Raw genomic sequence first — 18,651 nt, 5'->3', positions numbered from 1 at the left:
CCGACTCCATCACGCCGGGGCCGGAAGGGCGACGAGCTGGTTGAGCATGTCCAGCAGACCGGCCGTTGTGGTCGGCGGCGTCAGGTCTTCGGACAGCCGGGCCAAATCCAGGCCGTGCACCGAGGCCGCATCCATAATGATGTTCAGCAGGGTGAGCGAATCGATGCCCAGATCGGTCAGCTGGTCTGCCTCGGACAGGTGGTGCCCGGCCGGCAGGGTGGTCACGGAACGCCGGATCAGTTCGGCGAGCGCATCGAAGGTCACGGTCGTCATCGGACAGCTTCCGTCAAGGGGGTGAAAACGTCGCTGGTAAGGTGGTAATCACCCGGTCCGCCGCTTTTCGCGGCCTCCGCAAGGCGAGCAATCAGCGCCCGTTCGTCGGTCTTGCCACTGGCCGTCAGCGGTGTTTCGCACACCACGCCAAGCACAGCCGGCATCATGTAGGCAGGCAGGTGGCGGGCAAGATGCGTCCGTACGGCGTCTGCGGTGACGGCTGGCTCGGCATCCTCGTGCTGGCAGACGACGGTCAGCCCGATCAGCTGGCGCTCGCCAGCCTTGACCAGCCCGACGGCGGCGCGCAGGACGCCCGGCAACGCGAGCGCGAGGTGACGGATCTCGCCCAGATGGATGCGCCGGCCGCCGATTTTGACCATATCGTCGGCGCGCTCCATGAACTCGACCCGGCCACGCTCATCGAACCGGCAGATGTCTCCGGTGCGGTAGTAGCGTACGCCGTCGATCACCGGGCAGACGCGGGCTGTGTCCTCCGGCCGGTTCAGGTAGCCGGTCATCACCTGCGTCCCACCGACCAGCAGCTCGCCCGGCTCGCCCGGCGCTGTGATCGGCCGGTCCTGCCCGTCGAGAAGCAGGATGGACACGCCCGGCAGCGGGTGGCCGATCGGGTACGGCGAGGTCCGTTCCGGTTCCGGTTGCGCGATCGTGTAGGTCAGGCAGACGATGGTCGCTTCCGTCGGCCCATAGGCATTGATGACGCGGGCCGACGGCAACCGCGTGACCCAAAGGTCGATCAGACGCGGATCACAGACCTCGGCCCCGGTCATCACCATCTCCAGGTCCGGAAAGGCGGCACCGTCCACCTGTGCCCCGTCGCCGGACAGCAGGGCCAGCAGGCTGGACACCGCGATCAGGTGAGTGATCCGCTGCCGCTGCAGGACGGCCCGCATCAGCGGCCCGACCGGCAGCCCACGGAACTGGTAGACGAAAGCGCCCAGCGACAGCGGCAGGATCGTATCTTCGATGGAGACGTCGAAGTGGAACGGCGCCAGCGAGAATACGCGCGAGCCGGCTCTGAACCGCAGCACCTGGTTATGGTTGTAGAAATAGTCGAGAAGGGCGCGATGGCTGATCATCACGCCTTTCGGCGCCCCGCTGGAGCCGGACGTAAAGATGATGTAGGCGGTCGCGTCCTCGCCGGGCAGGCTGAAGGCCGCAAAGGCGGGCGCCTCTTCCGCTGCCCGCGTCAACTCCAGCACCCGTTCGAAGGACAGGGTTGGGATGCCCTCGGCGATCCTTTCCCTGGCCAGCAGTTCAAGCGCGCGCGCGCTGCCGACGATGGCCGCCGGCGCCAACTGCCCGACGATTCCGGCCAGCCGTTCGGGCGGGCTCTCGGCATCCACGGGAACATAGACCCCGCCGGCCTTCCAGATGGCACCGGCCACCACCGGCACCACCGCCCGCTTTTCCGACAGCACCATGATACGCCCGCCGGGAGCGACGCCGAGCCCGGCGATTTCGGTGCCCAGCCGCCGCGCCCCATTCTCCAGCTCGCCAACGGTCAGCACCGTCTCGCCGTCGGCCAGCGCCACCGCGTCCGGCGTCTGCGCCGCGGCATGGGCATAGATCAGGGCCAGGGGATAGCGCCGGCCCTCGCGGCCCGACTGGCCGGGGCGGTACTGCCATTCGGGCGGCTGGGACAGATCGAGGTCGCCGGTCATGACACGCACTCCGCCGGGCGCATGGCTTTCAGGTACCGGACGCGCCGGGCCGCACGCTCGGACTGGCGATTTTCCAGATTCACGAAACTACGCATTGCGTGCACCATATACCGGTATTGCAGGTTTTGGATGTAGTGACCGGCGCCCGTCACCTCGACCGCGCGGGCGTTGCGGGCATAGGCTGCCGCCTCCCGTGTCAGTTCGTTGCTGATGATGGAGTCGCTGTCGCCGGTCACGACCAGCACCGGATGAGCGAGCGCCTCCAGGGCCTCGCGCAACGGGTATCCCTCGTCCCGCGCCGTCCGCGCGGCGTAGTTCAGCAGGGCCTCCCCGCTCGCCATCGGGGCGCCCAGCGCCTTCACTAGGTCGGCGGCGGCACGGGCGAAGAGCGTGCGGGCCCGCGCCTCCGGGTCGGCGGCCACCGCGTCCCAGTCCGGCGGTGCGAACAGCTGGCCCAGCAAACGCGCCATCGGCGCGGCGAAATCCGGGCGGGCGATCACCTTCTCGAAGGCCTTCTGCAGATTGCCCTCAAAGGGGCTGGGCCGCGGCGCCACCCCGTCGATGCCGCGCAGCGTGGTGGCCAGAAGCACCAGTGTCCCTACCCGCTCGGGCCAGCGCCGGGCCAGGTCGATGGCGATCCGGCCGCCGTTGCACCAAGCCAGCACATCCACCCGCGGGAACCCGGTCGCGGCGATCACCGCCGCGAGATCCTCGGCGTGCGTCGTCAGGCCAACGTCGGACTCCATGCCGCCGGCCAGCAGGTTGCCACAGCGGTTCTCCGCCACGATCGGCCGGAAGCCCGACCGCTGGTCGGTGAGCAGCGGCCGCCAGAACTCCAGCGAGATGCCCAGCGCGTTGACGACGAGCAGCGGCCGTCCTGGCCAGCGGGCCACATGGGCGCGCCGCCCGTCCACGGTCTCCACCGTCTGGAAATCAGCCGCCAGCACCTCCTCCAGCCGGCGCGTGTCGCCCGGCTCCGGCACGAGGTCGATGTGTCCGCGCTCGGCCAAAGCGGCGTCGATCAGGGAGTCGGCGATCACGGCGCCAACCGGGTCTCCCAAGCCTTCCACCAAGCGCAGGCCACCGGTACGCAGACGTTCCAGCCCGGCGGTGAAAGCGTCGGCGAGATCGGCGATGCCGGGGTCCGTGTCGGCGAGCGCGGCGAACCGTGGAACGGCGATGGGGAACATCTCCGGATAGCGCGGCTCGCGGCGGACGATCTCGCCGTGGAGGTCGTCCACCAGCCGGTCGAACAGCCCGGTCATGACAGCCTCTCCAGCGTTGGGCCGTCGAGGAAGAAGCGGACCTTGTCGCGCGGACGGGCGCCGATGCGGCGGTAGAAGCCGATGCCCAGCGCGTTGTCGGGCGGTGTCTGCCACTGGATCTCGCCGTAGCCGCCGTCGCGGGCGAAGGCGGCGAGCGTTGCCATGAAGCGCCGGCCGAGGCCGCGCCCGCGCGCCCCTTCGCGCAAATACAGGCAGTCCATGTAGACAAACGGCTGCGCCGGCCAGGTCGCGAACTCGACCACCGCAGTCATGTAGCCGTCCAGCCCGCCGCCCTCGGCAGCGTCCGCCACCCAGCCGTACAGAGCCGGAGGGGTGTCGAAGAGCGCGGCGCGCAGACGGTCGGCCTGGCCGGTGTCCACATACTCCGCCCCCTCATACGCGGCGTGCAGACGGCACAGCTCGACCAGCTCGGGCAGGTCGGCGGCGGCAACCGGACGAATCATATCCACCCCTCCAGGCGGCATTGCAGGTAAGCCTCCGCCCCGTCCACCCCACGGCCCGACGCCATGGTGGTGGCAACCCAGGAATCGCGCTCGAAGCCGTACACCGCCATCTCCCAGATGCAGGCGAACAGCTTCAGCCGGACGAGGGAGACGCCGCCCGCCCCATCGACGGTGACTTGATAGCTCTCGCTTTGCAGGTTGTTGCCGGCGTACCAGCGCCCGACCAGCAGGTAGATGCCGTCGCGCGCTTGGTGCAGCACAGCGAAGCCCAGCCCATGGTAGTTCGGATCGCTCTCCGGCGCGACCGCGGCGGCCAGCATGCGGCGCAGGTCGTGCGCCTGGACGGCTTGCTCGGCCGCCGGGTCGGGGAAGGCGATGCGGTAAGGCTTCAGGCGGAAGCCACCGACCTCCAGCACCGGGTCGGCGGTGAGGCGGCGGGGCTCGTAGGCGAACACGTCGCGTCCCGGCTGCGGGTTGGCCGCGCCGCCCAACGGAGCATCGATGGTCGTCTGGTCATGCATGGGAAGACTCCATTGCTGCCGGCCGATCAGGCGGTTGGCGCCGTCGCGCGGCTTTTGGCCCCGGCGATCAGGAAGGACCGCTGGAACTGGGCCGGCGCGATCAGGCGGCCGGTGAGGGCGATGAAGTCGCGCTGCAGGCCGGCATCGCCGCAGATGCGGCCGTAGACCGCCTCAATGGTTTCCGGCGATTTGGCGATCACGGAATCGGCGATGATGCCCTGCGCATGGCCGGCGAACGTCTCCTGGTGGCGGCGGGCGTAGGCCTCAAGCGCCGGTGCGAGGTCGGCACCGGACGTCAGCGCTTCGGCCGTTGCCTCCACCAGCAGATCAGCGGCGGTCATGGCGAAGCCGCAGCCGACGCCGCTCATGGGGTCGAGCGACACCACCGCGTCGCCGATGAAGGGGACGCCGTCGTGCACCGGCCGCCGCATCTGGTTCGGATAGTCCAGGTAGCCGTAGACCCGCGAGGCCAGCACCGCCCGGCCGAGGTCCGGCACACCGGGGAAGGTCGCAAAGAACTCCAGCAGTTTGGCCGACTTGTCGCCGTCCTGCGCCCAGGCAGCGGCGGTTTCCTTGGCGACGTAGGCGGCCAGCAGCGCCCGCGTGCCGCCCAGCGGATAGAGGAACGCCATCTCCCGGTCGCCCAGCATGAAGAGCGAGCGGTCGTTCGCCGGTGCCTCGATCCCTTCGTAATAGGCGAAAACGCAAGCGCGCTGGTTCTCGGCCTCCACCACCGGGTGGTTGCCGAGTGCGCCGGCGAGCGGTGAGCGGCGACCGTCCGACGCGACGAGCAGCCGGGCCTCGACCGTCGTGCGCTTCCCGTCCTGGGACAGATCCAAACGCCACAGGCCGTCCGCCTCGCGCCGCGGCAGGCTGACCTCGCAGGCGATGCGCACGTCCACACCCGGCTCCGCCTCCAGAAGGCCCAGCAGATAGGGGTCGAGCAGGCGCCGCTCGATGTTGTAGGCGACCAGCCGGCCGTCGCCGCCATCGGACCCATAATCCCCCGGTGGGTCGATCCAGCCGGCGCGGGTCCAGAAGGCGGCCTTGGTGGGCACGCCGCCGATCGCCGTGATGGCGTCCTCGATTCCGAGCTTTGCCAGGACAGGACGGGCGGAGGGTTGCAGGAAATGGGTGCAAAGCGCTTTGTAGCTGTCGCGTTCCGGCTTGCGGTCGGCGATGAGGACGTTGAGCCCGGCGCGGGCGTAGAGGAGCGCGGCGACCGAACCGGCGACACCGGCACCGACGATCACGACATCGAAGCGCTGCTGCATGGCTATTGGAACTCCACGATGCGGGCTCGGCGCGCGGGGCGCGCGCCGGGTTGTGGGGGTTAGCCGGCCATCGCCGGCAGCGTGTCCGGTGTGGTCGCCAGAGCCGAGGCGAATGCCTCCGACAGGTGGTCCAGCGCGGTGGCAAGACGGTCGGGACGGGTGGTCAGCGGCGGCATGAACTTGACGACTTCGCCATGCGGTCCACTGGTCTCAACGATCACTCCGCGCTGGAAGACCTCGGCGCAGATGGCGTCCGCCACCTCGTCCCCGGCGGTCGCGATACCGCGCATCAGGCCGCGCCCGCGCGCCGCAAGGCCGTGACTTCCCAAGGCCGCCACCGTCTCGTCAATCCAGCGGTCGAGTTGGGCGGTCAGCGCCTCCTGGTTGGCGCGGAAAGCGGGGTCGTCCCACAACTCCAGAGCGGCCGCCGCTGTAACGAAGGCGTGATTGTTGCCGCGGAAGGTGCCGTTGTGTTCGCCCGGCTGCCATTGGTCGATGTCCTCGCGGATCATGAGCATCGACAGGGGAAGGCCGAAGCCGCTGAGGCTTTTCGAGAGGCAGACGATGTCCGGGTCGATCCCGGCGTCCTCCCAGCTGAAGAAGGGGCCGGTACGGCCGCAGCCCGCCTGGATGTCGTCGACGATCAGCAGGATGCCCCAGCGGCGGCACAGCGCAGTCAGGCGGCGCAGCCAGGCGGTGGAGGCCACGTTCAACCCGCCCTCACCCTGGACGGTCTCCACCACGAAGGCCGCCGGCACGTCGAACCCGCTGCTGGGATCCTGCAGATAGCGCTCGATCAGCGCGATCGTGTCAGTCTCCGGGCCGAAATACCCGTCGTACGGGTAACGGTCGACACCGCTCAGCACAATCCCGGCACCGCGCCGTTTCGACGTGGAGCCGGTGGCGGCCAGCGCCCCCAGCGTCATGCCGTGGAAGCCGTTGGTGAAGGCGCCGACTGCCGTCCGCCGGGTCACCTTGCGCGCCAGCTTGATGGCCGCCTCCACGGCGTTGGTCCCCGTTGGGCCGGGGAACATCAGCCGGTACTTGCCACGGGTGCGCGCCGCGGCGAAGGCCTCGAACGCCTCGATGAAGCGGCCCTTGGCGGCGGTATGCATGTCCAGCCCGTGGGCGATCCCATCGTCCGCCAGATACGCCATCAGCCGTGCCTTCAAATGGGCGTGGTTGTGCCCATAGTTCAGTGATCCGGCCCCGGCAAACAAGTCAATGTATTCACGGCCATCAGCATCCCACAAATGTTCTCCCGAGGCCCGGGTGAAAATCACAGGAAAACGTCGGCAATAGTAGCGAACGCGTGATTCTACTGCTTCGAAAACGGTGCAGTCCATCGCTCGTCACTTTCTGATCGTGCTCGCATACCGATTTCATACATCAGCATGCAACCAAAAAACGTTGACAATTGACTTATCATGCAGCCTATACGTGAGCAACACAAAATTGATGCGCGCCTCTTCATCGTGTCTTTCGCGCCAATCCAATCTTTACATGCCGGAGGTTTACGCATGAGTCAGAATTACACATCTTTGCATGCCGACGACCGTGCGTCCGGCGCCGAGGTGGTTCGTGTGGACTGTCTCGGGGTGGGATTCGGCCCGGGAAACATCGCCCTGGCGATTTCGCTTGAGGAGGGAGGCTACGGTGGCGACCTGCTGTTCCTGGAGCGCGCGGTGGCGCCGGACTGGCACCCGGAAATGCTGCTGGAAGGAGCGGACATTCAGCACAACCCGCTGCGCGACTTCGTCACCCCGCGTAACCCGTCGAGCCCCTACGGCTTTCTCAGCTTTCTCAAGAGCGAGGGGCGGCTGTTCGACTTCCTCAACCTGGACGCGCCCTATCCGCCGCGCACCGAATACGCCCGCTACATCCGCTGGGTGGCGCGGCAGTTCGACCGCCACGTCTCCTACGCCGAATCGGTCGAGCGCCTGACCTTGGCGGAAGACGACGATGGCACGCCGCTGGTGCTGGCGCGGACGAGCCTGGGCCGCCGTATCGCGGCGCGCGGGCTGTCCCTCGCCCCCGGCCGCTCGCCCCTGATCCCGACGGTCTTCGCGCCGCACATCGGCGACCGGGTGGTGCATTTCACCAACTATCTCACGTCGATCACGCGCTGGGCCCACGAGGGGCGGCTGGGGTCCGTGGCGTTGATCGGTGCCAGCCAGAGTGCGGTGGAGATCGTGCTCGACCTTGCGGCACGCTTCCCGCAGACGCGCATCCACAACGTCCAGCGCGGATTCGGCTACAAGCTGAAGGACACCAGCCCGTTCACCGAGCACATCTACTTCCCGGAATTCGTCGACTACTACTACGCCGCGTCCGACGAATCGAAGGCCGAGATGACGCGCGAGCTGTGGCGCAGCAACTACGGTTCGGCCGATCACGACGTCATCAGCCAGCTCTACGCCAAGCTGTACGAGCAGAAGCTGACCGGCCGCAACCAGATCACCCTGTACGGCTACCAGTCCATCGACGCGGTCGAGGTGATGGCGGACGGGCCGGTGCGTCTGTCCATGAACGACCGCCACGCCGGAACGGCGCGGCAGCTGGAGGTCGATGCCGTCATCGTGGCGACGGGTTTCCGGAACTTCGGCGCCGGCCCGGAGCAGGAGTTGTGGCACCCGATGCTGGCCGACATCGCGCCTCATGCGCGCAAGCGGCCCGACGGCACGCTGTACGTCACCCGCGACTTCCAGCTCGAACCGGCCGATCCCGCCCGCCCCATCCCGCCGATCATGCTGAACGGCGTGTGCGAATCGACGCACGGGTTCGGCGACGCGGGGTCGTTCAGTCTGCTCTCCGTGCGGACCTGGCGGATCGCTCAGGCGTTGCGCGCCGCTCTCGACGCACCGGTCCGGAAGCCCGAACCGGCCGAGTAGGCGCGGCGCCCCGCGGAACCCGCATCACCCCTGAAGCAAGGCCCTGACGCAAGGACGCTGTCCCCATGACCACCACCACGTCCGTCGCCACCATCATCCCCGCCACCCGGCCCGACATCGACGGCCTCAGCCTCGCCGAACTCGTCCGCCGCGGCGCCGACGCCCGCTTCACCAACGAATACAACTGCAAGCTCCGCCGCCTTTTCCCCTGGCCCGACAACGTCAACACCAAGCGCCCGGTCAGCGAATTCGGCGTGATCTGGGTGGTCCTCGATCCCGGAACCGTCGTCGACGCGCACGCTCATGACGAGGAGGAAACCTTCATCGTCGTGGACGGATGCGCCGAACTGACCCTCAACGGCGAAACGACGGTGATCGGCAAGGGCGATGTCGCCTACATCCCCCGCTTCCTCACGCACCAGCTGCGCAACCCCTCCGCTGACACGCCCTTCGTGATGATCGACGTCTACTGGGACGACCAGCGCCGCCCGGTCCCGCCGGCCTGACCGGATCCCCTTCCACCACCCCGTTCCTTCCACATGGTGTCGCCATGACCAAGCCGAGCTTCATCGTCACGCTACCGCCCCCGACGCCGAACGGCGGTCTGCACGTCGGCCACCTGTCCGGGCCCTTTCTCGCCAGTGATGTGTTCACCAAGGCGCAAAGGCTCGCCGGGGCCGCGACCTTCGTCACCTCCTACAGCGACATGAACCAGTCCTACGTGCGCGTCACGGCGGAGCGCCAGGGGGTCGACCCGACGGCGCTGGCACTGGGATGGAGCCGCGATATCCTGGAAACGCTGGGCACCTACGGCTGCGACGTCGACACCTTCCATGTGCCCGACGCGCGCAGCAACGACTTCGTCCGCGCGCTGTTCCTGCGTCTCTATGAAGCGGGGGCGCTGGTCCGCAAGCCCATCCCGTTCTTCTGGTCGCGCGCACGCGGCCGGTTCCTGGACGAGGCGGGCGTGTCCGGCCATTGCCCGAACTGCCTGGACAAGTGCAAGTGCGGCATCTGCGAGGGCTGCGCGCAGATCAACACGGCGGAAACGCTGCTGGCCCCGCGCGACACCCTGAGTGGCGACACCGCGCTGGAGCTGCGGACCGTCGATGTGCTGGTGCTGGAAACCGACCGCTTCCGCAACGCCATCGCCCGCTTCTACGCGGAAAACCCGCGCTTCCGCACGCGCTACCGTTGGGTGGTCGAAGACGCGCTGCGCGGGCCGCTGCCCGACTTCCCGGTGACGGTGCCGGGCGATTGGGGCATCGCCATCGACCATCCGCACTTCCCCGGACAAGTGGTCAACGCCTGGGCCGAGGTGATGGCCGACTTCGTCTTCCTGTATGAGCAAGCCGCCGGCTCGCTCCCCGACGGGGTGGCGCCGCGCGTGATCAACTTCTTCGGCTTCGACAACTCCTATTTCTATGCCGTTATCCACGTCGGCCTGCTGGCCGCCGGTGGGCTGGACCGCTGGATGCCGCACGCCACCGTCATCAACGAATTCTACAACCTCGACCATGCCAAGTTCTCGACCAGCGCCAACCATGTGATCTGGGCGCGCGATCTCGCCCAGCACCACGACCCTGACCTGGGGCGTTTCTACGCGGCGATGAACACGCCGGGCTTCGAGAAGGGCAATTTCAACGAGCGCGACATGACCACCGTGGTCGAGGCGAAGCTGAACGTGCCCTGGCGCCGGCTCGCCGCGCTCTTCAATCAGGCGCTCGACCTCCACGGCCCGGCGCTCGCCGCGCCGGAGGAGGCGCTCCTGGCGGCTGGCCGCCAGGCGGTTCGGCGCATCCACGAGAGCTACGGGATCGAGCGGTTCCACCTGCGTCAGGCGGCGGAGGACACGCTGCATCTTGTCGGCTTCATTCTGGACCGGCTGGAAAGCCTGTCTGCCGCTGCCGAGCCCGAACGGCGGTTCGCCGGCGTCGCGTTCCTGGTGCAGTGCTTGGCCGCCGCCGCCTATCCGGTGATGCCGCGGGTGGGCCGCGACCTCTTCGCCCGCGTCAGCGACCAGCCCCTCGAGTCGCTTGACTTCGCTCCGGCCGCCGCAGCGCGGGCCCTTCCGGATGAGCTTTTCACCGTGCCGGCCGAGGCCAAGACCCTGGCCGGCGTGGCCTGACCGGAAGGAGGTGCCCCATGTCCGATTGCATCGCCCTGATGACCTTCTCGATCCTGCGCGCGCCCTACGGGGATTCCGGCGTGCAGGACTTCGACGACCGCACCCCCGATGTTTTCGTCGAGGCCGAACGGACGCCCGGCTTCATCGACCGCGCCAAGCCGGTGGAAGACATCCCGTGGATGACCAATTTCCAGAAGGATTGGGGGCGATGGGGGCCGTTCGCCGTCCCGCGCTTCTATCTGGGCGGCACCACGCGGGGCCACACCCGGCAAGCGCAGACGCTGTCACTGTGGCGCGACTTGGGCTCGGTGTGGCGCTACACCTACCAAGGCCCCATGCACCGGGGCGCGTTCAAGGAGCGCACCGCTTGGTTCGGTCCGCAGAACTGGCCGATCTACTGCGTCTGGTGGACCCGAGAGGACGAGTTGCCGAACTGGAAGCAGGCCTGCAAGCGGCTGGAACACCTGCATGACCATGGCCCGACGGCGGTGTCCTTCACCTTCCGCGAGCCGTTCGACGCCGCCGGCAACCGGCAGCCCCTGGCCCGCCTCGTGGAGGCCTGACCAATGGACGGATCCGCGCTCGCCACCGCTATGCCGGTCGAAGCCGCCCCACTGCGGCTTGATGACGGCCGCACGCCGGACTTTGCCATACCGCCCTGGCTCGGCACAGGGCGGCCGGCGGACGGGGACGATGGGCCGCTGATCGCGCTGGTCGAAAGCGCCGGACCGAATGTGATGGACCTCTTCGCCGCCTGCACCCTGGCGCTGGCCGACGACGGGCTGCCGGCGCGCATCGTGGTTGGTGACGACCGGCGCGATCCAGCGGTGGCGGCTGCGGCCGCCCAGGCCGCCGTGCGGGCCGGTGCTGACGTGGTGATAGGGCATTTCGGTTCGCGCACCGCCCTGCCGGCGCGCCGGATCTACCACACTGCCGGGGTGCCGTTCCTCGCGCCCGGTTCCTCCGCGGACGATCTGTGCGGTGCCGAAGCGGCCACCACACTCCAGTTCTTCGGTCGCGACCGGGAGCAGGTCGAATGCCTCGCCGCGGCCGAGTTGCGCGAATTGCCGAGCGGCCGGGTGGCCATCATCGCCCAGGCGCGGAACTACGGCGCACGGCTGGGAGCCGACCTGATGGTCCGGCTGCACGGACGCCACGACGTGGCGGCGGTGTCGCTCGTCACGCCCGACCTCGCCGACGTCAGGGCCGGCTTCCGGAACACCGGCTTCGGCGCGAACCTGCGGAGGCTCTTCGTCTTCGGGTCGCAGGAGTTCGCCCACGCCGTCGTAAAGCAGAAGGCGGTTCGCACGGCGCCTTGGCCGATCATCTTCTCCGACGACAGCTTCGGGGCGCCCTTCTTGACCAGTCCGGACATCGCCGCGCGAAGCTCGGTCGCCTTTCTGGTGGACGAGGGGCAACGTCTCGTCGATCAGCCAGCCGCGGAGTTGCGCGCGCGTGCCACCGGGCTGCTGGGCCGGCCACCCGGCGCCTATTTTTCAACCAGCTACCTCGCCGTCCGAGCATACGCCGAGGCGTGGCGGAAGGCCGGCAACACCGGGCCTGCGGCGGTGCTCGCGGCCATCCGCGCCCAGATCTGGGAAACACCGTACGGTCGCCTGCGCCTCAGCTTTGAAGGCCGACTCACCGGCCACCAATGGGCGCTTTTGGATGCCTATCAAACCGGCCCGTCAGGTTCAGCGGTTCCTCTCCATCCACGACCTTCTGTCCGGCGGCTGGCATGAGCGGCGGAGAAACCCATAAGCTCCTCCGCCGAGGGGACGCCTGACGATTACTGGGTCGCCCGCTGCAACTCCTTCAGCTTGGCGCGGATCGGATCGTAGGGGCCGTACTTGTGCTGCTCGGCCGGAAGGCCGTCGGCGAACGGCGGGAACGGCATGTCCACGGGCTTGCGCAGGCGGTTCGGGAAATCCTTGTCGAGGTTGGCCTTGTGGGGACGCGGCTGGCTGTTCACGAAGGCGATGACGTCGTAGGCGTCCTCGTCCGAGACGGCCGGCGCCTCGTGGGTGGTGCCCAGCGGCATGTTGTTGTGGACAAAGGCCGACGCGGTCAGCTGGCGGTACATGCCCGCGCCGTCGTTGTAGCTGTCCGGCCCCCACAACGGCGGGAACTGATAGCCTTCACCATCACCGATCTGCCCCTTGCGCACACCCTGGCCGTCCTCGCCGTGGCAGGCGGCGCAAACCTCGGCGTAGACCTGCTTGCCGCGTTCCGGGTTGGCGGCGCGGGCCGGTTCCTTGATCGGCCGGGTGCCCGCCCCCTCAATCTTCGCGCCGACCGGGATGCCGGTGGACAGCCACTTCATGTAGGCGACGAACGCCTTCATCTCGGTGCTCTCCAGCGGCAGCGCCTTGCCGTTCATGCTGCGCTCCATGCAGCCGTTGACGCGCTCCTCAATGGTGCTGATGGCATCCTCGCGGGCGCGGTACTGCGGGAACACCGCATGCACGCCGGTCCACGGCATCGAGTAGGGCTGGGTTCCGGCGTTCAGGTGGCAGCTTTGGCAGGCCAGGTTGTTCCCGGCATACCGCTTGGCCGGATCGGCGGCCTCCGGGCCGAGATGCTTGTGGGTCTCCGTCGTCAGCGCGTGGCCGTACTTGATCAGCTTGCCCAGGTCGTCGTCCTTCACCGTCGCGATGTCCGGCGGCGTCCATTTGGTCAGGTCGATCTTTTGCGGATCCGCCGCGTGTGACGTGGCGAGCGTGATCGTACCGATGGTCAGGGCGACGAGCGCGCCGGCCAGTGTGTGGATGGTCTTCATGGGGTGTCTCTACCCTTCCTGTGTGTCTCTTTTGTCTTTTCGTTGTCCGGCGTGCGGCGTTTGGCCGCGTCGCCCTGTGTTGACGACTACATTCACCCGCTCCATTCTATAAGTACATGCTAATTTGCCAGTAGTCTCCGTGCGTTGCATTCGCCGGAGACGCCGAAGCAGGGCGGCCAACCCGTGGCCTCCCTGCTCCGGAATCGGTCTGTGGGACGGGGGTTATGCGGCGGCGGCAACGCGCTCCAGCTTGGCCGGAATGCCCTGGCGCACCGAGGTGCCCGCGATGGGATCGACCCAGATCGACGCGCCCTGGCGGGTCGGGTCGGCGAGGCCGAGGTCGTTGAGGTTGATGCCCGCCCCGATCTCCGGCACGTCCGGCTGGCTCCGGCCGCCGATGACGTGCGGTCGGGCGCCGTACTCCCTGTGACCGAAGCCGTGCTCGACCGCCAGCACGCCCGGCATCACGCCATACCGGACGATGGCTGTCGCCGGTTCGCTTCCGCCCGGCGTGGCGATGCGGATGCGGTCGCCGGTCTCGATGCCCAGGCGGCGGGCGTCCTCCACGTTGATGCCGACCGGGTTCTCCGGGTGCAGATGGCGCAGGCGGCTGGCGGCGATCGTGTAGGCGCTGACCAGAACCGACTTCGCGCTGATCAACTGGAACGGCCACTCCTCCGGCTTGTGGATGGTCCGCACCGGGGTGCCATCGGCGAACACCGGTTCCATCCAGGTCGCCGTGCCGGTCCAGCGCTTGCCGGTGATGCTGCTCTTCGCGGCGCCGACCGCCTCGTTGTAGACCAGCAGCCCGCCCTTGAAGCGATGGGCCGCCTTGTCGCCCTCGAAGCCCTCGCCCTGGTTCTGGTAACGGCCGCCACGGGCGAGGATGAAGGCGACCTTGCGCCACTCCTCCTCCTGCAGCGTCGCCTTCAGCGCGGGCAGCACGCGCTCCACGCCGGACCAGCCGATGTCATCGTCGGAGGCGTCGGGCACCGGCTGCTTGCCGAGCCAGGCGATGTTGGCGCCACCGCGCAGGTACCAGTCCTCCGGCCGGTCCAGGGGATGTTTGTTGCCTTCCATGTCCTCGATGGCGTCCGGGCCGAAGCCCGGCAGGCCCAGGCGCTTGGCCGTGGCGATCAGGAAGGTCTCCATCTGGACGTGCTGGCCGTCCGCCAGCGCGGCGGTGCGGGAGTCCACCACCGGCCAGCGCGCGGTGGTCGTTTTGGTCGGCACGCCCGCCCAGGGCGCGGCCCAGCCCCAGGTTTCGTACAGCACCGTGTCGGGCACGATGTAGTCGGCGAAGGCCGAGGATTCGTTGATGAAAGGGTCGATGGCGACGATCAGCGGCAGCGCCTTCGGATCCCGCAGCTTCGCCTCAACCGCGGCGCGGACGCCGGGGATGCCGTAGATCGGGTTGCTGTTCCACAGGAACAGCGCCTTCAGCGGATAGGGGTAGCCGTCGACGACGCCGCTGGTCAGATACTCGGTCGTCAGCTGCGGCGCGTTGGGGTACCAGGGCGCCTTGGCCGGGTAGGGTTTGCCCGCCTCCTTCTTCGCCTTGAACTCGCTCGACCTCTCGTAGGGCACGGGGCGGCTGATCGCGACGCCCGACGGCTTCACGGCGCCGGGGAAGCTGGCCAGCTTGTAGCGCGGGCCGTCCTGCTCGTCGGGGAAGCGGCCGCCGCCGAAGATGGTGCCGCCCTTCCAGTTCAGGTTGCCGATCAGCGTGTTCAGCGTGACCACGCCGAAGGCGTTGTAGAAGCCGTTGCCCGCCATCATGCCGCCGTGCGCGTTGGCAGCGGCCTTCTTGCCGTGGCTGGTGAATTCGCGCGCCAAGCCGACGATGACGTCGGCGGGGATGCCGCAAGCCTCGGCGTAGCCGCGCAGCTCCATCCTCATCGCCTCGTCGCGCAGCACCGTCAGGCTGGTCTTCACGGCGAGATCCCCACCCGGCGCCGTTACCGTTCCGTCGTGGAACAGCGTCGCCGGTCCCATCGGCGCGTCGTGCGCGACCGGCTTGCCCTCGCCGTCCAGGACGACGAAGGTGTCCTTGTCGCCGTAGCGGTCCTTCTCGTCCAGCGTCACCCACCCCATGTCGGAGGCGCGCAGCATGCGCCCCTCGCGCGGGTGGCCCTTCTGCGCGATGACGAGGTGGGTGGCGTTGCACCAGCCGGCCTCGCCCACCGCCTCGGCGGCCTTGCCGTTGGGCTGCGACAGGTAGTTGGTGTCGATGCGCCCGTTCTCGAACATCCAGCGCATCATGCCCATGACCAGGGCGCCATCGGTGCCCGGCCGGATCGGGATCCAGTTGGACCGCTCGCCCACCGCGCGGTTGTCGGCGTTGGTCAGCACCGGATCGACGACGACGTAGTTCAGCACGCCGTCCGTGCGCCCCTTGGCGAGCAGCATGGCCTGCCGCTTGAACGGGTTGCCGGCGTTCGACGGGGCGGTGCCGATGAACAGCACGAATTCCGCGTTCTGAAGGTCGGGCTTGGCGTGCGGCATCTTCTTGGCGTCGCCGAACACGGCGCCCGAGCCGGAGCGGTAGGCGCCGCCGCAGTAGGAGCCGTGGCCGACAAAGTTGATGGTGCCCAGCGCCTGGTTGAAGAAGCGGCGCACGAAGGGCTCGCGCCCGTCGTTGACGGACGACAGCAGAGCCACTTGGTTGACCTTCGGCCCCAGCTCGGGGGCCGCCGGGTCGATGGGCGTCTTCAGGTCGCGCAGGGCCCGCAGGCCATCCACGTGCCCTTCCCCGAACAGGTCGCCGCCGTCCGCGATCTCCGCGACCAGCGTTTCGAAGGCGATCGGCTCCCACTTGCCAGAGCCGCGCGGCCCGACACGCTTCATCGGCGTGGTGACGCGGAACGGCGAGGTCAGCATCTCCAGCGCCGCGTTGCCGCGCCCGCAGGCGGTCGAGCGGCCCTGGAGCCCCTTCTCGTCCAGCCGCGACACCGACTTGAAGCTCTCCTTGATCGGCGTGCCGTAGGGCAGGAACGGGTCGGTGGACAGCGGGCTGTAGGGGTTGCCGGAGACGCGCAGCACCTTGTTCTTTTCGACGTCCACGCGGACGCGCACGCCGCACAGCGTGGTGCAGCCGAGGCAGGCGACGTTGGCGACGATCTGGCCGGGCGTCCGGGCGATGTCGCCGGTCTTCGGATCGATGCGGAATTCGGGCTTCGGCGCGTTGCCGGAGATGGCGTGGTCGGGCCGCTCGCCGGCCCAGGCGCCCTTCACCAGCTTGCGGCCGGTTTCGGAGAAGCCGCCGACGAAGGCGGCGAGCGCGCCGCCCGCGGCGGTGGTCTTCAGGAGAAGGCGACGGGTGATGGACATGGCGGTGACTCCTTTGATCCCTCTGCTTTGATCCCGTGCACGGTCACTCGGCAGCGGCCACGGCGCGGTCGGCGGCATGAGCGGCACGGATCGGGCGGGGCGCCGAGCGGCGCGGGGTCGGCAGGAAGGCGGTGATGACGAGCAGCAGGAAGAACCACAGGCCGGCGGTGCCCAGGATGCCGAGCAGGCCGTCCGGACCGGCCGGGAGCGCGTACTCGTAGAACCCGGCGCCGGTCTTCGGCACGGTCTGGCCGCCGATGAACACGGTCCAGCGGAACATCCAGGCGCTGTGGACGGCGATCAGGCCGCTCAGCAGGCCGGTCCCCATCGGCTTGGCGACGGCGATGACGAAGGGCAGCACGGTCGCCAGTACGGCCCAGAGCGCCGTGACGCGCCAAGCCTCGGAATTCGCCACGCTCTCCAACGCCTCGGCGTGCGTCCGCTCAAGCCCGAACAGGCCGAGCGCCAGCCACAGCCCGCCGACCGCCATCACGGCGCCCAGGAACCCGGCCAGCAGCCGGTTCGCCTGAGCCTCCACCGCACGGTCGTTGTCGGCGGCGAAGCGGTTCAGGATCAGCACCAGACCGGCGGCGCCGACCAGGGCGGTCATGAGGAACTGCACCGGCAGGAAGGGCGTGTGCCACAGCGGGCGCGCCTTGATCACGGCGACCTCGACGCCCGTGTAGAGGGCGACCAGGGCGGCCCCGGCGAGCACGACCAAGCCCATGACGCGGATCAGCCGGTCGTTGCGGCCACCACCCAGGGCGGCCAGCCGGTACAGCGCGGCGAGGCGGCTGTCGATGCGGCCCTGCTCCTGGAACTCCTCGCGGAAGCAGGCCCAGGCGTAGACCAGCAGGCCCGTGACGTAGAAGGGGATGAAGACCGAGCCCCACCACATCCAGGACGTCGGCCGGAACACGACGTAGAAGTGCCAGAAGCGGCCGGGCTGGTGCAGGTCGGACAGCAGCGCCACCGGCGCGGCCAGCCCGCAGGTCAGCGCCACCAGCAGGGCGACGCGGCCGAGCTTGCGCCATTCATCCTTCGCGAAGGCGTAGCCGGGCAGGCTCAGCAGCACGCCGCCGACCGACAGGCCGATCAGGAAGAAATACTGGACGGCCCAGGGAAGCCACGCGACCTCGCGGGTCACGTTGATGACCTCGACGATGTTGGTGTCCATCACGCATGCTCCTTCTCGCGGGCCGGGCGCCACAGGGTCGGGGTGCCGTCCACCTTGCCTTGGAATTTCGGATCGAGGCCGATGTAGAAGACGCGCGGCTGGGTGCCCTGCTCGGGCTTCAGCACCTTGGGGGCCTCCTCGCGGATCAACGTGGAGACGGTGCTGTCCGGGTCGTTCAGGTCACCGAAAATGCGGGCGCCGCCGACGCAGGTCTCGACGCAGGCGGGCAGCAGCCCGGCGTCAACGCGGTGGACGCAGAAGGTGCATTTGTCCGCCGTCTGGGTCTCGTGGTTGATGAAGCGCGCGTCGTAGGGGCAGGCCTGGACGCAATAGGCGCAGCCGACGCACACCGTGTTGTCCACCACCACGATGCCGTCCTGGCGCTGGAAGGTGGCGCCGGTCGGGCAGACGGGAATGCAGGGGGCGTCCTCGCAGTGGTTGCACAGGCGCGGCAGCATGTAGGAGCCGGTCTTGCCTTGCTCCGTCACCTCATAGGTGGAGACGATGGTGCGGAAGCTGTTCTCCGGGACGTCGTTCTCCATGATGCAGGCGACCGTGCAGGCCTGACAGCCGACGCACTTGCGCACGTCCACCACCATGCCCCAGCGGTGCGCCGCGTCGCCGCCCTTGCGCGCCTGCGCGGCCCCGGCCGGCGCTGGGGTCAGCGTGGCCGCGCCGATGGCAGCGGCCCCGATGGTCGCAACGCTGGCGCCCAGACAGAAGTTGCGTCGTGATTGGTCCATGGCAGACCCCTTCGCACGTATTCCGTGGCCCGCCGCATTGCGCGAGCCCTACGGTGCGAAGGTACCGGGGACGAGCCGGCCATCCCATTGGGGGGAACCCTAGACCTTTTAGGGTTTACCCTAA

At 68.6% G+C, this 18,651-nt stretch carries 16 protein-coding genes; 5 read left to right on the top strand and 11 right to left on the bottom strand.

Annotation, left to right across the window (positions count from 1 at the left end):
- Nucleotides 1-9: 9 nt before the first annotated feature.
- The 7 genes from J2852_RS18055 to ectB are packed head-to-tail and all read right to left on the bottom strand — an operon-like array spanning nt 10 to nt 6,825.
- Nucleotides 10-273 carry a hypothetical protein gene (locus J2852_RS18055; RefSeq protein ID WP_209878053.1) on the bottom strand — a complete coding sequence of 88 codons (264 nt, stop codon included), beginning with the start codon at nt 271-273 and terminating at the stop codon, nt 10-12.
- Entirely contained in the window at nt 270-1,955 is a 1,686-nt protein-coding gene (locus J2852_RS18050) for an amino acid adenylation domain-containing protein (protein ID WP_209878051.1), read from the bottom strand. Before J2852_RS18050 ends, J2852_RS18055 begins: the two co-directional genes overlap by 4 nt.
- Nucleotides 1,952-3,220, bottom strand: coding sequence for an alpha/beta fold hydrolase (locus J2852_RS18045; RefSeq protein ID WP_209878049.1), 1,269 nt, complete (start codon nt 3,218-3,220; stop codon nt 1,952-1,954). Before J2852_RS18045 ends, J2852_RS18050 begins: the two co-directional genes overlap by 4 nt.
- Entirely contained in the window at nt 3,217-3,684 is a 468-nt protein-coding gene (locus J2852_RS18040; RefSeq protein ID WP_209878047.1) for a GNAT family N-acetyltransferase, read from the bottom strand. The genes J2852_RS18045 and J2852_RS18040 overlap by 4 nt, the downstream gene beginning before the upstream one ends.
- Entirely contained in the window at nt 3,681-4,205 is a 525-nt protein-coding gene (locus tag J2852_RS18035) for a hypothetical protein (protein ID WP_209878046.1), read from the bottom strand. The genes J2852_RS18040 and J2852_RS18035 overlap by 4 nt, the downstream gene beginning before the upstream one ends.
- 26 nt (nt 4,206-4,231) lie before the next feature.
- Nucleotides 4,232-5,479: an NAD(P)/FAD-dependent oxidoreductase gene (locus tag J2852_RS18030; RefSeq protein ID WP_209878044.1), complete on the bottom strand. Its 1,248-nt coding sequence runs from the start codon at nt 5,477-5,479 to the stop codon at nt 4,232-4,234.
- Between the two features lie 59 nt (nt 5,480-5,538).
- The gene (gene ectB / locus J2852_RS18025) at nt 5,539-6,825 is read right to left on the bottom strand and encodes a diaminobutyrate--2-oxoglutarate transaminase (protein ID WP_209878042.1); all 1,287 of its coding nucleotides are present in this window, start codon (nt 6,823-6,825) and stop codon (nt 5,539-5,541) included.
- Nucleotides 6,826-6,999: 174 nt separating this feature from the next.
- On the opposite strand from ectB, the gene J2852_RS18020 reads away from it, so the two are divergent.
- From J2852_RS18020 to J2852_RS18000, 5 genes are all read left to right on the top strand, one after another.
- The gene (locus tag J2852_RS18020) at nt 7,000-8,370 is read left to right on the top strand and encodes a SidA/IucD/PvdA family monooxygenase (RefSeq protein WP_209878040.1); all 1,371 of its coding nucleotides are present in this window, start codon (nt 7,000-7,002) and stop codon (nt 8,368-8,370) included.
- Nucleotides 8,371-8,435: 65 nt separating this feature from the next.
- Nucleotides 8,436-8,876: a cupin domain-containing protein gene (locus tag J2852_RS18015; RefSeq protein WP_209878038.1), complete on the top strand. Its 441-nt coding sequence runs from the start codon at nt 8,436-8,438 to the stop codon at nt 8,874-8,876.
- A 44-nt stretch (nt 8,877-8,920) separates the two neighbouring features.
- Nucleotides 8,921-10,498, top strand: coding sequence for a class I tRNA ligase family protein (locus J2852_RS18010; RefSeq protein WP_209878037.1), 1,578 nt, complete (start codon nt 8,921-8,923; stop codon nt 10,496-10,498).
- Between the two features lie 17 nt (nt 10,499-10,515).
- Complete coding sequence (locus J2852_RS18005) at nt 10,516-11,061, top strand: DUF3291 domain-containing protein (protein ID WP_209878035.1); 546 nt, start codon at nt 10,516-10,518, stop codon at nt 11,059-11,061.
- Nucleotides 11,062-11,064: 3 nt separating this feature from the next.
- Complete coding sequence (locus J2852_RS18000) at nt 11,065-12,240, top strand: ABC transporter substrate-binding protein (protein ID WP_209878033.1); 1,176 nt, start codon at nt 11,065-11,067, stop codon at nt 12,238-12,240.
- 47 nt (nt 12,241-12,287) lie between these two features.
- Here J2852_RS18000 and J2852_RS17995 read toward each other — a convergent pair whose 3' ends face one another.
- From J2852_RS17995 to dsrO, 4 genes are all read right to left on the bottom strand, one after another.
- A complete protein-coding gene (locus J2852_RS17995) occupies nt 12,288-13,277 on the bottom strand; it encodes a c-type cytochrome (protein WP_209878032.1) in 990 nt (329 codons plus the stop codon).
- 222 nt (nt 13,278-13,499) lie between these two features.
- Nucleotides 13,500-16,607 carry a molybdopterin dinucleotide binding domain-containing protein gene (locus tag J2852_RS17990; RefSeq protein WP_209878030.1) on the bottom strand — a complete coding sequence of 1,036 codons (3,108 nt, stop codon included), beginning with the start codon at nt 16,605-16,607 and terminating at the stop codon, nt 13,500-13,502.
- Nucleotides 16,608-16,650: 43 nt separating this feature from the next.
- Nucleotides 16,651-17,784, bottom strand: a complete 1,134-nt coding sequence (gene nrfD / locus J2852_RS17985; RefSeq protein WP_211112268.1) for an NrfD/PsrC family molybdoenzyme membrane anchor subunit — start codon at nt 17,782-17,784, stop codon at nt 16,651-16,653.
- Nucleotides 17,784-18,527, bottom strand: coding sequence for a sulfate reduction electron transfer complex DsrMKJOP subunit DsrO (gene dsrO, locus J2852_RS17980; protein WP_209878026.1), 744 nt, complete (start codon nt 18,525-18,527; stop codon nt 17,784-17,786). Before dsrO ends, nrfD begins: the two co-directional genes overlap by 1 nt.
- Nucleotides 18,528-18,651: the final 124 nt, after the last annotated feature.

This window comes from Azospirillum soli, assembly GCF_017876165.1.
Taxonomy (GTDB): domain Bacteria; phylum Pseudomonadota; class Alphaproteobacteria; order Azospirillales; family Azospirillaceae; genus Azospirillum; species Azospirillum soli.
Note: the sequence above shows the minus strand (reverse complement) of the source record. Positions and strands in the feature narration are given on the sequence as shown.

Bases quoted from the DNA above. Each gene is read 5' to 3' on its own strand.
- J2852_RS18055 (WP_209878053.1), bottom strand. From the start codon at position 273: ATGACGACCGTGACCTTCGATGCGCTCGCCGAACTGATCCGGCGTTCC.
- J2852_RS18050 (WP_209878051.1), bottom strand. From the start codon at position 1,955: ATGACCGGCGACCTCGATCTGTCCCAGCCGCCCGAATGGCAGTACCGC.
- J2852_RS18045 (WP_209878049.1), bottom strand. From the start codon at position 3,220: ATGACCGGGCTGTTCGACCGGCTGGTGGACGACCTCCACGGCGAGATC.
- J2852_RS18040 (WP_209878047.1), bottom strand. From the start codon at position 3,684: ATGATTCGTCCGGTTGCCGCCGCCGACCTGCCCGAGCTGGTCGAGCTG.
- J2852_RS18035 (WP_209878046.1), bottom strand. From the start codon at position 4,205: ATGCATGACCAGACGACCATCGATGCTCCGTTGGGCGGCGCGGCCAAC.
- J2852_RS18030 (WP_209878044.1), bottom strand. From the start codon at position 5,479: ATGCAGCAGCGCTTCGATGTCGTGATCGTCGGTGCCGGTGTCGCCGGT.
- ectB (WP_209878042.1), bottom strand. From the start codon at position 6,825: ATGGACTGCACCGTTTTCGAAGCAGTAGAATCACGCGTTCGCTACTAT.
- J2852_RS18020 (WP_209878040.1), top strand. From the start codon at position 7,000: ATGAGTCAGAATTACACATCTTTGCATGCCGACGACCGTGCGTCCGGC.
- J2852_RS18015 (WP_209878038.1), top strand. From the start codon at position 8,436: ATGACCACCACCACGTCCGTCGCCACCATCATCCCCGCCACCCGGCCC.
- J2852_RS18010 (WP_209878037.1), top strand. From the start codon at position 8,921: ATGACCAAGCCGAGCTTCATCGTCACGCTACCGCCCCCGACGCCGAAC.
- J2852_RS18005 (WP_209878035.1), top strand. From the start codon at position 10,516: ATGTCCGATTGCATCGCCCTGATGACCTTCTCGATCCTGCGCGCGCCC.
- J2852_RS18000 (WP_209878033.1), top strand. From the start codon at position 11,065: ATGGACGGATCCGCGCTCGCCACCGCTATGCCGGTCGAAGCCGCCCCA.
- J2852_RS17995 (WP_209878032.1), bottom strand. From the start codon at position 13,277: ATGAAGACCATCCACACACTGGCCGGCGCGCTCGTCGCCCTGACCATC.
- J2852_RS17990 (WP_209878030.1), bottom strand. From the start codon at position 16,607: ATGTCCATCACCCGTCGCCTTCTCCTGAAGACCACCGCCGCGGGCGGC.
- nrfD (WP_211112268.1), bottom strand. From the start codon at position 17,784: ATGGACACCAACATCGTCGAGGTCATCAACGTGACCCGCGAGGTCGCG.
- dsrO (WP_209878026.1), bottom strand. From the start codon at position 18,527: ATGGACCAATCACGACGCAACTTCTGTCTGGGCGCCAGCGTTGCGACC.